General features: G+C 71.3%; 13 protein-coding genes. 9 read left to right on the forward strand and 4 right to left on the reverse strand.

Features of this window, described 5'->3' with window-relative positions; translation table 11 throughout:
* Window positions 1-35 precede the first annotated feature (35 nt).
* On the forward strand, window positions 36-473 hold the full coding sequence (gene rbfA / locus AB0N73_RS07020) for a 30S ribosome-binding factor RbfA (protein WP_363561780.1): 438 nt from the start codon (window positions 36-38) through the stop codon (window positions 471-473).
* Window positions 474-588: 115 nt separating this feature from the next.
* Here the strand turns inward: rbfA and AB0N73_RS07025 are convergent, their stop codons facing one another.
* On the reverse strand, window positions 589-1,455 hold the full coding sequence (locus AB0N73_RS07025) for an A/G-specific adenine glycosylase (RefSeq protein WP_363561782.1): 867 nt from the start codon (window positions 1,453-1,455) through the stop codon (window positions 589-591).
* Window positions 1,456-1,516: 61 nt separating this feature from the next.
* Between AB0N73_RS07025 and truB the strand changes: the two genes are divergently transcribed.
* From truB to AB0N73_RS07045, 4 genes are read left to right on the forward strand one after another with little or no spacing between them, the layout of a single operon-like run.
* Entirely contained in the window at window positions 1,517-2,449 is a 933-nt protein-coding gene (gene truB / locus AB0N73_RS07030) for a tRNA pseudouridine(55) synthase TruB (RefSeq protein WP_363561784.1), read from the forward strand.
* On the forward strand, window positions 2,446-2,814 hold the full coding sequence (locus AB0N73_RS07035) for a hypothetical protein (protein WP_363561786.1): 369 nt from the start codon (window positions 2,446-2,448) through the stop codon (window positions 2,812-2,814). The genes truB and AB0N73_RS07035 overlap by 4 nt, the downstream gene beginning before the upstream one ends.
* A 43-nt stretch (window positions 2,815-2,857) precedes the next feature.
* Window positions 2,858-3,310: a hypothetical protein gene (locus tag AB0N73_RS07040; protein ID WP_363561788.1), complete on the forward strand. Its 453-nt coding sequence runs from the start codon at window positions 2,858-2,860 to the stop codon at window positions 3,308-3,310.
* The gene (locus AB0N73_RS07045; RefSeq protein WP_363561790.1) at window positions 3,307-4,266 is read left to right on the forward strand and encodes a bifunctional riboflavin kinase/FAD synthetase; all 960 of its coding nucleotides are present in this window, start codon (window positions 3,307-3,309) and stop codon (window positions 4,264-4,266) included. Before AB0N73_RS07040 ends, AB0N73_RS07045 begins: the two co-directional genes overlap by 4 nt.
* Here the strand turns inward: AB0N73_RS07045 and AB0N73_RS07050 are convergent.
* A complete protein-coding gene (locus AB0N73_RS07050; protein ID WP_363561792.1) occupies window positions 4,245-5,633 on the reverse strand; it encodes an MFS transporter in 1,389 nt (462 codons plus the stop codon). The genes AB0N73_RS07045 and AB0N73_RS07050 overlap by 22 nt on opposite strands.
* Window positions 5,634-5,787: 154 nt before the next feature.
* Here AB0N73_RS07050 and AB0N73_RS07055 point away from each other — a divergent pair, with 154 nt between their 5' ends.
* The 4 genes from AB0N73_RS07055 to AB0N73_RS07070 all read left to right on the forward strand — a co-directional run bounded on the left by AB0N73_RS07055 (window position 5,788) and on the right by AB0N73_RS07070 (window position 10,995).
* Entirely contained in the window at window positions 5,788-6,390 is a 603-nt protein-coding gene (locus AB0N73_RS07055; protein WP_363561794.1) for a hypothetical protein, read from the forward strand.
* 175 nt (window positions 6,391-6,565) lie between these two features.
* Window positions 6,566-8,713: a DEAD/DEAH box helicase gene (locus AB0N73_RS07060; RefSeq protein ID WP_363561796.1), complete on the forward strand. Its 2,148-nt coding sequence runs from the start codon at window positions 6,566-6,568 to the stop codon at window positions 8,711-8,713.
* 136 nt (window positions 8,714-8,849) lie between these two features.
* Window positions 8,850-9,878 carry a 6-phosphofructokinase gene (locus AB0N73_RS07065; protein WP_363561798.1) on the forward strand — a complete coding sequence of 343 codons (1,029 nt, stop codon included), beginning with the start codon at window positions 8,850-8,852 and terminating at the stop codon, window positions 9,876-9,878.
* Window positions 9,879-10,236: 358 nt separating this feature from the next.
* Entirely contained in the window at window positions 10,237-10,995 is a 759-nt protein-coding gene (locus AB0N73_RS07070) for a hypothetical protein (RefSeq protein ID WP_363561800.1), read from the forward strand.
* Between the two features lie 97 nt (window positions 10,996-11,092).
* On the opposite strand, the gene AB0N73_RS07075 is transcribed toward AB0N73_RS07070, so the two are convergent.
* Both AB0N73_RS07075 and AB0N73_RS07080 read right to left on the reverse strand, forming a co-directional pair.
* Window positions 11,093-13,198 (reverse strand): S9 family peptidase, encoded by a 2,106-nt coding sequence (locus AB0N73_RS07075; protein ID WP_363561802.1) that lies wholly within the window; start codon window positions 13,196-13,198, stop codon window positions 11,093-11,095.
* Window positions 13,199-13,254: 56 nt separating this feature from the next.
* Window positions 13,255-14,817 (reverse strand): molybdopterin-dependent oxidoreductase, encoded by a 1,563-nt coding sequence (locus AB0N73_RS07080; protein WP_363561804.1) that lies wholly within the window; start codon window positions 14,815-14,817, stop codon window positions 13,255-13,257.
* Window positions 14,818-14,929 lie beyond the last annotated feature (112 nt).

Raw genomic sequence — 14,929 nt, forward strand, 5'->3', positions numbered from 1 at the left:
GCCCTCACCTCGGTTTCGCCAGAAGGAGAGAAGACATGGCCAGCGAACGTCAGGCACGACTCGCCGACCGGATCCGCGTGCTGATCGCGGAGCGGCTCGAGAAGGGTCTGCGCGACCCCCGGCTCGGATTCGTCACGATCACCGACGTGCGCGTGACCGGTGACCTGCAGCACGCCTCGGTGTTCTACACCGTGCTGGGCTCGGAGCAGGAGCGCAACGACTCGGCGGCGGCCCTCACCGCCGCGACCGGGATGCTGCGCAGCGAGGTGGGGCGTCAGCTCCAGGTGCGCCTGACCCCGACGCTGGAGTTCATCCCGGACGGGATCCCCGAGAACGCCGGGCACATCGAGGACCTCCTGCGCGAGGCGCGCGAGCGCGACGAATCCGTCGCCGGGCTCGCCGCATCCGCTCACTACGCCGGCGAGGCCGACCCGTACGTGAAGCCGCGCGAGGACGAGGACGACGAGGACTGACCTCCTCGGCCCGCACAACGGCGGGCCGCCGACATGACACGCCGCTGGATCTCCGGATCCGGCGGCGTGTCGTCGTTGCGGCCCGCCGTTGTGCGGGCGGGATGGGGCGGGTAGGTCAGCGGGGGAGGCGCAGGACCCCGTCGACCGCCTCGGCCAGCCCGTCGGCGATGAGCGAGTCGATGGCGCGGTCGCGCTGTCCGGGGTCGGGCCAGGTCGCCGCCACCGTCTCGAGCGGCAGCGCGTGCGATGCGGCACCGCGGAGTTCGCGCAGCACCTGCCCGCGTGCCTGGCGGTCGCTGCCCTCGTACCGCGCCTGGCGGCGCCGGGTGTCGCCGGTGTCCGGGTACCCCGCGGCGCGCCAGGCGCAGCGGTCCGCCAGCGGGCAGGCGTCGCACCGCGGCGCGCGTGCCGTGCAGACGAGGGCCCCCAGCTCCATGGCGGCGGCGTTGACGATCGCCGCGGTCTCACGGTCCTCCGGTAGCTGCGCGGCCATCGCCGCGAGGTCGCGGGGAGAGGGCGGACCGGGCTGCGACTGCCCGTCGACCGCGCGGGCCAGCACGCGCCGGGTGTTGGTGTCGACGACGGGGTGGCGGTCGCCGTAGGCGAAGACGGCCACCGCCCGCGCGGTGTAGTCGCCGATGCCGCTGAGCGCGAGGAGCGCATCGACGTCGCGCGGCACGACGCCCTCGTGCCGGTCGCGGATCTCGACGCCGGCGCGATGGAGCCACAGTGCCCGCCGCGGGTAGCCGAGGTTCGCCCATTGCTCCACGGCCTCCGCCGGCGAGGCGGCGGCGAGGGCTGCCGGGGTCGGCCAGCGCGCCAGCCACGCCTCGAGGCGGGGGATCACACGGGCGACGGGTGTCTGCTGCAGCATGAACTCGCTGACGAGCACGCCCCACGCGCCGAAGTCCGGCGCGCGCCACGGCAGATCGCGCGCCGCGGTGCGGTACCAGGCGACGAGCGGAGGAGCGAGGTCGGGCATCCGCTCAGCCTACGGAATCCGGTGAGCCGGACGGTCGCCGCCGTGACCGTAGGCTGGATGCATGTTCGCGTCACCGTCCGCCGATCCATCGCGTCCGGAGGGCGCGCCGGTGGGGATCCTGCTCGTCGACAAGCCCGGGGGCATCACGAGCCACGACGTGGTCTCGCGCGCCCGCCGCGCGCTCAACACCCGCAAGATCGGTCACGCCGGAACCCTCGACCCCATGGCGACGGGGCTGCTCGTGCTCGGCGTCGGAGGAGCGACGCGGCTGCTCACCTTCGTGGTGGGGCTCGACAAGACCTACACGACGACCATCCGCCTCGGAGCGACGACCGACACGGACGACGCCGAGGGCGAGATCACGCAGCGCGCCGATGCCGCTCGCCTCGCCGCGGTCGGCGACCACGAGATCGCGGCGGGCGTCGCGGCGCTGACGGGGCCGATCTCGCAGGTGCCGAGCACGGTGTCGGCCATCAAGGTGGCGGGGCGCCGCGCGTACGACCTCGCCCGTGAGGGCGCGGAGGTGACGCTCACCGCCCGCGAGGTCACGGTGTCCCGGTTCGAGGTCCTCGCGGTGCGCCGCCACCCGGACGGCATCGACATCGACGCGGTCGTGGACTGCTCGAGCGGCACCTACATCCGCGCTCTCGCGCGCGATCTCGGCGCCGGTCTGGGCGTCGGCGGCCACCTCACGGCCCTCCGGCGCACCCGCATCGGGACGTTCGACGTCGCGGATGCGGCGGCCCTCGACGACCTGTCGGTCGAGGGTCTCATGGATGCGGCCGCCGCTGCCGAACGCGCCATGCCGCGGGTCGACGTCGACGCCGACGAGGCCCGCGATCTGCGCCACGGCAAGCGGCTCGCGGGCGCGGGCTCGCGGCTGGCGGGGGAGCGCGGCGCGGCGGTCGACCCCGAGGGGCGACTCGTCGGCGTGATCGAGCGCCGCGGCGCCGACCTCAAGAGCACCATGAACATGCCCGAGGTGTCGGCGTGACCCTGTGGTTCAGTCTCGTGCAAGTCGCGGTGGCGGGCGTCGCCGCCCTCCTGTGCGTCGTGCTGGGGTTGGCGGGACGCCGCCCCTCCGATCTGTCGGTCGGCGCGCTGGCGCTGGTCGAACTGCTGCTCGTCGCGCAGATCGTGGTGGCGATCGTCGCGCCGTTCACGGGCAATCCGCCCGTCGGCAGCGCGCTGGAGTTCTGGGTGTACCTGGTGTCGGCGGCCCTCCTGCCCCCGGTCGGCGTCGTGTGGGCGCTGCTGGAGCGCAGCCGCTGGAGCACCGTCGTGCTCGGCGTCGCCGCCGGCGCGGTGGCCGTGATGGTGTGGCGCATGCACACGATCTGGACCCTGCCCGGGGTGTGACCCGGACCTGCCGGTGCCGCGCGCGACCTAGGATTGGTCTGTCATGGCAACACCGACCCGCTCTCGGATCACCGGTCTCGGCCGAGTACTCGTCGCGGTCTACGGCGTGCTCGCGCTCGCGGCGACGGGGCGCTCCCTCGTCCAGATCGTCGAACGGTTCGATTCCGCGCCGCTCGCGTTCGTGCTCTCCGGGGTGTCGGCGCTCGTCTACATCCTCGCGACGCTCGCGCTGATCTTCTCGGCATCCCGTGTCTGGTACGTCGTCGCCTGGGCCGCGATCGTCTTCGAACTCGCCGGCGTGCTGATCGTCGGCTCGTACAGCCTGTTCCGCCACGACCTCTTCCCCGAGGAGACCGTCTGGTCGTGGTTCGGGTCGGGGTATGTGTTCGTCCCGCTCTTCCTGCCGTTCGTGGGACTCTGGTGGCTGGCGACCCATCGACCGGGTCGCCCCGCTCCCGTCCCCGCGGCCGTCGCCGTCGAAAGGTCCGTCTGGTGATCGTTTTCCGTGGTCCGGCCGAGGTGCCCGAGGGGTTCGGCCCCTCGGTCGTCGCGATCGGCAAGTTCGACGGCGTGCACGCCGGGCACCGGGTCCTGCTGGAGCGCGCGAAGGTCGATGCTGCCGAGCGCGGCGCGAAGGTCGTCGCGGTGACCTTCGACAGGAACCCGCTCGCCGTGCTGCGTCCCGAGCGCTGCCCCGAAGACCTGGTGGGCATCACCCAGAAGCTCCGCCTGCTCGCCGACACCGGCATCGATGCCGTGATGGTCCTCACCTTCGACGACGCGCTCGCGGCGCTCGGCGCGCGCGAGTTCGTGAGCGACGTCCTCGTCGCCCCGCTCGCCACCTGCGCCGTGCTCGTCGGCAACGATTTCCGGTTCGGTCGCGGCGGGGAGGGGACCCCCGAGGTGCTCGCGGATCTCGGACGCACCTTCGGCTTCGACGTGGATGTCGTCGACGACGTGCGCTCGATCGGTGAAGGACGCCGCGTCTCGTCGACGTGGGTGCGGGAGCTCCTGGCGGTCGGCGACGTCGAGACCGCCGCCAAGCTCCTCGGCCGCCCGAGCGCCGTGTGGGGCGAGGTCGTGCACGGGCTCAAGCGCGGGCGCGAGCTGGGGTTCCCGACGGCCAACCTGTCGCCCCGTCTCGAGGGCTTCGTGCCGGCTGACGGCGTGTACGCGGGGTGGCTGGTGGACGAGGCCTCGGGGCTGCGCTCCGGCATCCGCTACCCGGCCGCGATCTCGGTGGGCACCAACCCCACGTTCGACGACGTGGCGCACCGTCAGGTCGAGGCCTACGTGCTCGACGAGAGCGCGCTGGATCTCTACGGTCACGACGTCGAGGTGCAGTTCGTCTCGCGCGTGCGCGGCATGGTGGCCTTCTCCGACATCGACGCGCTCACGCGTCAGATGTCGGACGACGTGGCGCGGGTGCGTCAGGTGCTCGACGCGCTCTGATCGGGAGCCGGCTGCGCCGGATTGCGGATGCCGAACGCCGCGGCGATCGACCCCGCGGCCATCAGCGAGGCGGTGACGATCATCGCCAGGTGGAAGCCGGCGAGATCGAGCGACCCGGCGATCACGACGCCGATGACGGCGACGGCCAGCAGACCCGCCACGCGGGAGACCGCGTTGTTCACCGCGGAGGCGATCCCCGATCGGTCGGTGGTGACCGATCCCAGGACGGCGGAGGTGAGCGGGGCCACCGTGAGGGTGAGCCCCACCCCGAACAGCAGCATGCCCGGCAGGATCTGCGTGAGGTAGTCGAAGTCCTCGCCCACGCTGAGCAGCAGAAGGGCGCCGCCGGCCATGAGCGCGGGTCCGAGCGTCATGAACAGGCGGGGACCGACCCGGCCTGCCCAGGTGCCGACGCGGGAACTGAACGCGATCATCACGAGGGTGGGCGGAAGCCCGGCGAGGCCGGCGAGAGTGGCCGAGAGCCCCGCGGACTGCTGCAGGTACAGGGTCACGATCAGGCCGTTCAGCGACAGCCCGGCGTACACGAAGAGCGTAGTGAGGTTGCCCGCCCAGAAATTGCGGGCGCGGAAGAGTCCCAGCGGCAGGACCGGCGCGGGCGCCACGCGCTGACGCCACACGAAGCCGGCCAGCAGGAGCAGGCCCAGCAGCCCGCCGCCCCAGACCCAGGGGGAGTCCCATCCGAATCGCGGCTGCTCGATCAGCGCGAACACGAGCACGCCCAGCCCGCTCGTGCTCAGCAGGGCGCCCGGCACGTCGATGCGCGCGCCGGGCACGTGCTCGTCCGACAGGCGGCGCAGCAGCATCAGGGTCGGGATCACCGGCAGCACGGCGATCGCGAACACCCACCGCCACGACAGCAGGTCGACGAGGATCCCTCCGGCCAGCGGGCCGATGAGGGTGGCGACCGTCGTCGCGCCCGTCCAGATGCCGATGGCCCTCGCCCGCTCCGCGCCCTGGAACCGGGCGGTGATCAGCGCCAGCGAGCTGGGCACGAGCAGTGCTCCGCCCACGCCCTGCACCGCGCGCAACGCGATCAGCCACGCGGGGTTCGGGACGAACGCCAACGCGAGGGATGCCGCGCCGAACAGGAGCAGGCCGATACGCAGGATCCGCACGCGCCCGAACGCGTCGCTCAACGATCCCGCGACGAGGATGAAGGCGCCGAGGGTCACCAGATAGGCATCGACGACCCACTGCTGGGTGGCGAGCCCGCCGCCCAGGTCCCGGGCGATCGCCGGGAGCGCGACGTTGACGATCGTGGCGTCGAGGAACGAGACGAAGGACGCGAGGATGGCGACCGTCAGCACGACCCTGCCGCTCGTCGTGGATGAGGAGGCCGCGGTCATGAGGCCCAACCTACGTCCGCGGGAGCGTCGGCGGGTGCGACAGGGGGAGAAACCCTCTCCACAGCAGGGGCGGCGGCGATCGGCGCGGTGCGGCGACGGGGCGCCGGGGGCGTCGACGTCTAGGGTCGAAGAGAATCCACCCCGGAGGTATGTCGTGATCCGTTCCGCGCGCGTTCTGCTCATCTCGCTCGTCGTCGCCGGCGCGGCCGTCGCCCTCGCCGGGTGCGTGCCGGAGCCGGCGGAGTCCACCGCGCCGACGCCCGTCGCGACGACGACCCCGAACGCGACGCCGCTTCCCGAGGCGACGGACGATCCGGCGGCCACGGATCGCCCGCAGGCGCTCGAGATCACCCTGCCGGCGGACTGCGATGCGCTGTACTCCTCCGCGATGCGTGCCGGCCTCGATGCGGCCGTGCCGCCGCTGAACGACCCGGGGATCACGCTCACCTCCACGCAGGTGGAGGCGGCGCTGCAGCTCATCGAGTCCGGCGTCCCGACGCTCCGCTGCACGTGGGGTGTGCCCAGCGAGCTGGGCATCTCGACGAATGTCACGATCGTCGACCCGGCTGATGCGCCCCGCATCCAGGACCTTCTGGCCGTCAACGGGTTCACCTGCGCCGACGCGGACGGCGGCATCCTGTGCGCGTCGGGAACCGAATCCCACTTCCTCCGCGGGAACGGGTGGGTCGCGACCTCGTGGGTCGGAACGATCCCGGACGGCTACACGCAGGACGTGGCCCGGACTCTCTGGGGCTGAGCGGCGGCGATCGGCGCGGTGATGGCGTAAACTGGCGGCACTCGACCGGGATGCCGCATTCGCTCTTTCGGCTCCGTCGGTCGATGTCACCGCCTCGTTTCGGCACCGAGCCGCCGGCGGGACACTCGAAACATCGGTCGACGGTTCGTTCGCGAACCCGACGCTCAGGAGGAGCATGCCGACCACGGCCCCGGCGTCGCAGCGCCGCAAGAAGTCCTCGTCCGCTCGACGCGACGACGAGGCACCTGTCATCCCGATCCTCGCGCGCAAGGTGCGCGAGGTCGAAGCGAAGTCGCAGCGCGGCAAGCTCGGACCCACGAACCGTGTGAAGTTCCAGGTCATCGCCTTCCTCGTGCGCGAGGAACGCGCGCGGGTCAAGGGCGATGGATCGATCGCGGATGCGGCGCGGGCCGAGCTGCTGAAGCGTCTCGACGGGGTGGCCACCATCCTCGCCAAGACCGCGGCACGCGACACCTCGCTCATCCAGCTGCTCGAGGTCGACCAGGCCACCTCGCCGGTCGCCAAGCGGATGCGGCGCGACTGGCTGCTCGAGTCGGGCGCCGACCTCGCCCCGGACGAGCTCATCATCACCGACGTCGCGCCGGTCGCCGGCCCCGTCGTGCCCGCGGCGCTCGCCGAGCGGCAGGTCATGCCCCCGCAGGTCGAGGCGCGGCAGATGTCGAACCCGTTCCTCCCGCCGGACCTCTCGCGTCCCGTGGCCGCGCAGACCCCGCGTCGGCGCCTGGACGACTGGGAGCTCATGGGCCCCCTCTACAAGGCGTTCGAGATGGGCGCGGGCGGCGGTTCGGCCACCATGGAGCTTCCTCCGGTGCCCGAGTTCGACCGGCTCTCCCCCAAGGGGCTCGAGGTCATGCCGCACCAGTCGCGGTTCCTCGAGGCCGTGCGTGAGGGACACCGCAGCTTCCTCCTCGCCGACGAGCCCGGTCTGGGCAAGACCGCGCAGTCGGTGCTGGCCGCATCCGTCGCCAACGCCTACCCGCTGCTCGTGGTCGTCCCCAACGTCGTCAAGATGAACTGGGCGCGCGAGGTGCACCGGTGGACGCCGCAGCGCCGCGCCACCGTCATCCAGGGCGACGGCGAGAACATCGACGCGTTCGCGGACGTCTTCATCGTCAACTACGAGGTGCTCGACCGGCACCTGTCGTGGCTGAGCTCGCTGGGGCTCGCCGGCATGGTCGTCGACGAGGCGCACTTCATCAAGAACCTGTCGTCGCAGCGCTCGCGCAACGTGCTGGCGCTCGCCGCCCGCATCCGCGAGCGTCGCCACGACCCGCTCATGCTGGCGCTCACCGGTACGCCGCTCATCAACGACGTCGAGGACTTCGACGCCATCTGGCGCTTCCTCGACTGGACGACGGGCGAGAAGCCGGGCCCGGAGCTCATGGCGAAGCTCGACGACACGGGGCTGACGCCGGCCGACAAGGCGTTCTACCCGCAGGCGCGCAGCGCCGTCATCTCGATGGGCATCGTGCGTCGACGTAAGACCGACGTCGCCGCCGACCTGCCCGACAAGCTCATCGCTGATCTCCCCGTGGAGCTCGACGACGAGTTCGGTCGCGGCATCCGCCAGGCCGAGCGCGAACTCGGCGAGCGTCTGGCGGGCCGGTACCGCCGCATCATCGACGCCCGCGGAGACCGGGGGCTGATGCCCGGCGAGGTCGACGAGGACATCGTGCGCCTGGTCGCCCAGCACGAGCTCGACGAGTCGAAGGCCGCCGCATCCGGCTCCGAGAACGTCTTCACGATGGTGCGCCGCATCGGTCAGGCGAAGGCGCACCTCGCCGCGGACTACACGGTGCAGCTGCAGCGCTCGGTCGGCAAGGTCGTGTTCTTCGCGAAGCACATCGACGTCATGGACGCCGCCGAGGCGCACTTCGCCTCCTCGGGCCTCAAGACGGTCTCGTTGCGCGGCGACCAGACGGCCATCGCGCGCCAGGACGCCATCGACGCCTTCAACGAGGACCCGTCGGTCGCGGTCGCGGTGTGCTCGCTGACCGCCGCCGGCGTCGGGGTCAACCTGCAGGCGGCGTCGAACGTCGTGCTGGCGGAGCTCAGCTGGACCGCCGCCGAGCAGACGCAGGCGATCGACCGCGTGCACCGCATCGGCCAGGACGAGCCCGTCACCGCGTGGCGCATCATCGCCGCGCACACGATCGACACCAAGATCGCCGAACTCATCGACGCCAAGCAGGGTCTGTCGCTGCGCGCCCTCGACGGCCACGCGGTCGAGCCCGGATCCAGCGATTCGGTGCAGCTGTCGGCGCTCATGCACCTCACCCGCTCGGCGCTCGGCGCCGCGTGAGGGCGGCCGCATCCGTCCGTCGCGTGCGTTAAGCACGGTCGGGCGGATGCGGAGGCCCCCGCGGGGGCGATAGTGTCGGTGAGGCGACGTCGCCCATTCCCCGGAGCAGCAACACCCGGAAAGCAGGGACTCCAGCATGAAGATCGGTATTCTCACCAGCGGCGGCGATTGCCCCGGACTCAACGCGGTCATCCGCGGAGTGGTCCTCAAGGGCACGACGACCTACGACCTCGAGTTCGTGGGCATCCGCGACGGATGGCGCGGCGTGGTCGACGCCGACTTCTTCCCGCTCACCCGTCACGAGGTGAAGGGTCTGTCGAAGGTCGGCGGCACCATCCTCGGCACGAGCCGCACCAACCCCTACGAGGGTCCCCGCGGCGGCGCCGAGAACATCGCGAAGACCCTCTACGGTCACCGCATCGACGGCATCATCGCGATCGGCGGCGAAGGCACCCTCGCGGCCGCCAACCGTCTGGCCAACGACGGCATCAACGTGCTGGGCGTGCCGAAGACGATCGACAACGACCTGCGCGCCACGGACTACTCGTTCGGGTTCGACACGGCCGTCAACATCGCCACCGACGCGATGGACCGTCTCCGCACCACCGGCGACTCGCACCAGCGCTGCATGGTGGCCGAGGTCATGGGCCGCCACGTCGGCTGGATCGCGCTGCACGCGGGTATCGCCGCCGGCGCGCACGTGATCTGCATCCCCGAAGTTCCGCTCTCGCTCGACGAGATCGTCGACCAGGTCTCGCGCGCCCACGACCGGGGCCGCGCCCCGCTCGTCGTCGTGTCCGAGGGCTTCAAGCTCAAGGGCATGGACGAGGCCTTCAGCGACAAGGGCCTCGACGCCTTCAACCGCCCGCGCCTCGGCGGCATCAGCGAGGTCCTCGCGCCCGAGATCGAGCGCATCACCGGCATCGAGACGCGCGCCACGGTGCTGGGCCACATCCAGCGCGGAGGTTCGCCGTCGGCATTCGACCGTGTGCTCGCGACGCGTCTCGGCCTCCACGCCGCCGACGCGATCGTCGAGGGCGCCTGGGGCCAGATGGTCGCCATGCGCGGCACCGACATCGTGCGCGTGCCGTTCGCCGAGGCCCTGGGCGAGCTGAACACGGTTCCCGAGTACCGCTACGAAGAGGCCGCCGCGCTCTTCGGCTGAACCCGGTCGGGCATGTCCCGTTTTTCGGTCTGCATGTCCCACTTTTCCTCGTCTGGGGTCCCTTCAGACGAGGAAAAGTGGGACATGGCGATGGGGCCGAGACGCTGACGGGTCCTCCACAGGCCCGCGGATGCGGAGCGTCGCCCCCTCGGCGCGGTGACGGCCCATCGCGGTTCCGGTGGGCCGAACACCCTGAAGGATGCCGCACCCGCATCCGCTGCCAGACGACCTCCCGCCGGTCTTCGCCATACGCGAGGGGCTCCAGATCGGACTTCCGCGAGCGCGCTTCGACCGCTCGGATCTGCGAGCGCCCTTTCCGGGCGTTCGTACCCGTCGCGACGTCGCCGCTGCTCGGACCATGTTCGAGACGTGTCGCGAGTATGCGCCTCGACTCGCCGACGGGCAGTTCTTCAGCCACGGAACGGCTCTGCTGCTCATCGGCGCACCCGGTCCGTCGCTGACCACCACGGGTCTCCACGTGTCGACGCACCGTCCGGCTCGCGAGCCGCGGGTCGTCGGGGTCGTCGGACACCGACTGCAGGTGAGGCAGCCTGCCACCATCGAGAACGCCGACGGCTTGCGTGTCGAGCATCCGGTCCGGGCGTGGCGTCAGGCGGCAACCCATTGGCCGTTGGATGCGCTCATCGCGGCGGGGGACTTCCTCGTTTCGAGCGCGTCGCTCGAGGTGGAGGGCGAGGACCTACGCGATGAGGTCGAGCTCATGGGTGACACGCGCAGCGGCATCCTGAGACGGGCGCTGCGCGACGTGCGTGCCGGCGTGAGGTCGGCGAAGGAGACCGAGCTCAGATTGGCGCTGGTGCGGTCGGGGCTGCCTGAGCCTGTCGTCGCCTTCGTGCTGCGCGGGGTCGGCGGACGCTTCGTCGCAGAACTCGACCTCGCCTACCCGCGCTGGCAGATCGGCGTCGAGTACGACGGCCGCATCCATGAGCTCGACGGTGCGCAGTTCGCGAAAGACGCCGACCGCTGGGACCGCATCCGTCACGAGGGTTGGATGCACGTGCGCATCATGCGGCACCACATGCGTGGGAATCACGGCATCGCTGTCGCCAAGGTCCGTGATGCGCTGCGTTCCGCCGGATGGCATCCCGGCCTGTGAGGTTCTCCCACCTCCGCCATGTCCCACTTTTCCCCGCTTGCGCGGGCGCTAGGCGGGGAAAAGTGGGACATGGCGAGCGAAAAGTGGGACATGGGACTCAGTCGACGCCGAGCACGTCGAACAGCCAGGCGAGCTCGAACGCGCGCTCGCGCCAGGCGTTGTAGCGGCCGCTGACACCGCCGTGCCCGGCGACCATCTCGCACTTCAGGAGCGCGTCGGCGCCCACCTCGCGCAGCCGTGCGACCCACTTCGCGGGCTCGACGTAGTACACCCGGGTGTCGTTGAACGACGTGACGGCCAGGATGCGGGGGTAGGCGACGCCCTCGCGCACGTTCTCGTACGGGCTGTAGGACTTCATGTACGCGTACACGTCGGCGTCGTGGAGCGGGTCGCCCCATTCGTCCCACTCGATGACGGTGAGGGGCAGCGACGGGTCGAGGATCGTTGTCAGCGCGTCGACGAACGGCACGTCGGCGACGATGCCCGCGAACAGCTCGGGCGCGAGGTTCGCGACGGCGCCCATCAGCAGGCCCCCCGCCGAACCGCCCTCGGCGACGAGGCGGTCGGGCGTCGTGTAGCCGTTGTCGATCAGGTGCCGTGCGCTGTCCACGAAGTCGGTGAACGTGTTGCGCTTGGCCAGCATCTTGCCGTCCTCGTACCACTGTCGGCCCATCTCGCCGCCGCCGCGCACGTGCGCCACGGCGAAGATGACGCCGCGGTCGAGCTCCGACAGTCGGGCGACGGAGAAGAACGGCTCGATCGAGTGCTCGTACGATCCGTAGCCGTACAGGTGGATGGGGCGGGGCGCGGCCCCGGCCTCACCGAACGATCGCTTCCAGACCAGCGAGACGGGCACCCGGGTGCCGTCCTGCGCGGTGGCCCAGACGCGTTCCTGCGCGTAGTCGGTGCTCTCGTAGCCGCCGAGGACGGGCTGCTGCTTGCGCAGCGTGCGCTCGCCCGTGGCCGGGTCGTAGTCGATGACGGACGACGGCGTCACGAACGAGCCGTAGCCGAGGCGGATGAGGGGCGGCGCCCACTCCGGATTGCCGGCCGTGCCCACTGAGTACAGCGGCTCGTCGAAGACGATCTCGGAGACGGCGCCGTCGGTGTAGTCGAGCATCCCGAGACGGGCGAGGCCCTCGCGGCGGTAGCCGATGACCGCCCAGTCGCGGAAGGTCGAGACTCCGAGCAGTCGGTGGCCCGGCGCGTGCGCCACGACGATCTCGCGCTCTCCCTGCGGGTCGGATGCCGACACCCGCACCAGTTCGAAGTCGAGCGCGTCGTCGTTGTGCAGGATGTAGAGCACGTCCTCGCCGTCGACGACCGCGTGCGAAGAGTCGTACTCGACGCCCTCGCGGCGCGGCCACACCACGCGGGGCTCGGCGCGCAGGTCGTCGGCGGGCACCAGCCATTCCTCGGAGGTGATGGAGGAGCCGAGTCCGATCACCAGGTACCGGTCGCTCCGGGTGAAGCCGGCGCCGACCCAGTAGCGGTCGTCGGGCTCGTGGAACAGCTGCGTGTCGTCGGCGACGGGGGTGCCGAGCTCGTGCAGCCAGACGGTGTCGGGGCGCCAGGCCTCATCCACGGTCGAGTAGACGATGAACCGGCCGTCGGGCGAGAGCTCCGCACCGGCGAAGGTTCCCTCGATGACGTCGGGCAGCGTCTCACCCGTGTCGAGGTCGCGCACGCGCAGGGTGTACCGCTCGTCACCGGCGACGTCGATGCCGTAGAGCAGCAGTCGCGCGTCACTCGAGACCTCGAAGGTGCCGAGAGAGAAGAACTCCTCGCCGTCGGCCTCGGCGTTGCCGTCGAGCAGCACTTCCTCGCCGGGCAGGGCGCCCTCGGGCACCGGTGGGGTCCAGTCGTCGGGGGAGGCGATGGGCGCGCGGCAGTGGATGCCGTACTGCTTGCCCTCTTCGGTGCGTGAGAAGTACCACCAGTCGCCGCGACGCGTGGGCACCGAGAGGTCGGTCTCGAGCGTGCGTCCCTTGATCTCCTGGAAGATCCGTTCGCGCAGAGGTTCGAGGTGCGCCGTCCGCGCCTCGGTGTAGGCGTTCTCGGCCTCGAGGTGGGCGACGACCTCGGCGTTCTCCTTGTCGCGCAGCCACTCGTACGCGTCCACGACGTCATCGCCGTGGTGGGTGCGGGTCTGCGGCTTCTGGACGGCGACGGGGGCGGATGCGGGTGCGGGGGACTCGGTCACCGTCCCACGCTAGCGGCCCCTGCATGCCCGGGGGCGCGCCCGGTGCGGCCGTTCGCTCAGCGCACCGTGACGAGCGTGCGCTGCCATCCCGACGAGCCGTCGGGAGCGATGGGCGCGCGCTCCTCGATCTGCTGATCGCCGTTGAGGTCGAAAGCGCGGACGGTCAGGTTGTGCGTGCCCGCGGTCGCCTCCCACGGCAGCATCCACTGCACCCACGTCTGCCCGTTGATGGGGGCCGAGAGCGTGGCCTCCTGCCAGTCGCCGCTGTCGATCTGCACCTCCACGCGCCCGACGCCCACCGGCTGCGCCCACGCGACGCCGCCGATCGCGACGGTTCCGGCGTCGACCGGGGCGTCGACCCGCGGGGTGTCGATGCGCGAGGACATCTTGATGGGTGCGCGCTCGCTGTAGCCGCGCGGCGTCCAGTAGGCCTCGTCCTGGTCGAAGCGGGTCACCGTCAGGCGCGTCAGCCACTTCGTCGCCGACACGTAGCCGTACAGGCCCGGCACGACCATCCGCACCGGGAACCCGTGCTCGAGGGGCAGGGGATCGCCGTTCATCGCTACCGCGAGGATGGCGTCGAGCCCGTCGTCGGTGAGCGATTCGAGCGGGGTGGATGCGGTGAACCCGTCGATGCTGCGCGAGAGCACCATGTCGGCATCCGCGCTCGGCACGGCCTGGGCCAGGAGATCCCGCACCGGGATGCCCTGCCAGAGGGCGTTTCCGAGGAGGTTTCCGCCCACCTCGTTCGAGACGCAGGTGAGGGTGACGGCATACTCGTCCAGGCCCATCGCCAGCAGGTCGTCGAACGTGAGCTCGATCTCGTTCTCGACCATGCCGTCGATCACGAGCCGCCACTCGGCGGGGTCGATCTGGGGGACGGTGAGCGCGGTGTCGACGCGGTAGAAGTCCGCGTTCGGAGTGAAGAGCGGGGAGATCCCCTCGACGTCGAGTTCGGCGCCGGCGGGGATCGTGACGCGCGACCGGGGCGCGGGCAGGCGCAGCGCCTCGCGGATGGCCTGGATCGACGAGGTGGTGGCGCTGACCAGCCGTGAGCCGGTGCCGACGACCACGGCCGCCGCGGTCGTGATGATGGCCACCCGCAGGAACGTGCGACGTCCGGTGCCCGTGCTCTCGTCCTCGGCCGATGCCTCCGCCGCGCGGGCGTCCTTCCAGGTGCGGAGGGCGCGGATGAGGATGTGCAGCACGATCAGGGCCACGATGCCGCCGGTCACCGCGGGGGCGACGGCGAGGGCTCCCGCTCCGGCGCGGGTCGCGAGCGCCGCTCCCACGGCCACCGCGACGACGGCGAAGAGGACGGAGCCGACCGGCCGTCGCCACCACTCCGCGATACCGGCGATCGCCGCGCCGACGGCGGCGGCGAGTCCGAGGCTGCCCAGCAGCACGATCTTGTCGGCGGCGCCGAACCAGGCGATCGCCAGTTCCTTGACCTGCTGCGGGACGATGTCGACGACGAACGAACCGACGGCGACGAGCGGGCTCGCGCCGGGCGAGAGCAGCAGTGCAGTGAGCTCTGCGATGCCCAGGAACGCGGCCGCGGAGACGATCCCGGCCACTCCCGCTCGCAGCAGCCACGGCCAGCGTCGTTCAGCGACCATGATGCCCATCCTCCCGCACGCACGCGCATGCCGTCGGGAGTTGTTCGGATCGCTCCGCCGATCGGATGGGTGTCGAGTTGACCGACGCGCCACGCGGTGTAAGGATTCCGTG

The sequence above is a fragment of the Microbacterium sp. NPDC089189 genome (assembly GCF_040685095.1).
Lineage (GTDB): Bacteria > Actinomycetota > Actinomycetes > Actinomycetales > Microbacteriaceae > Microbacterium.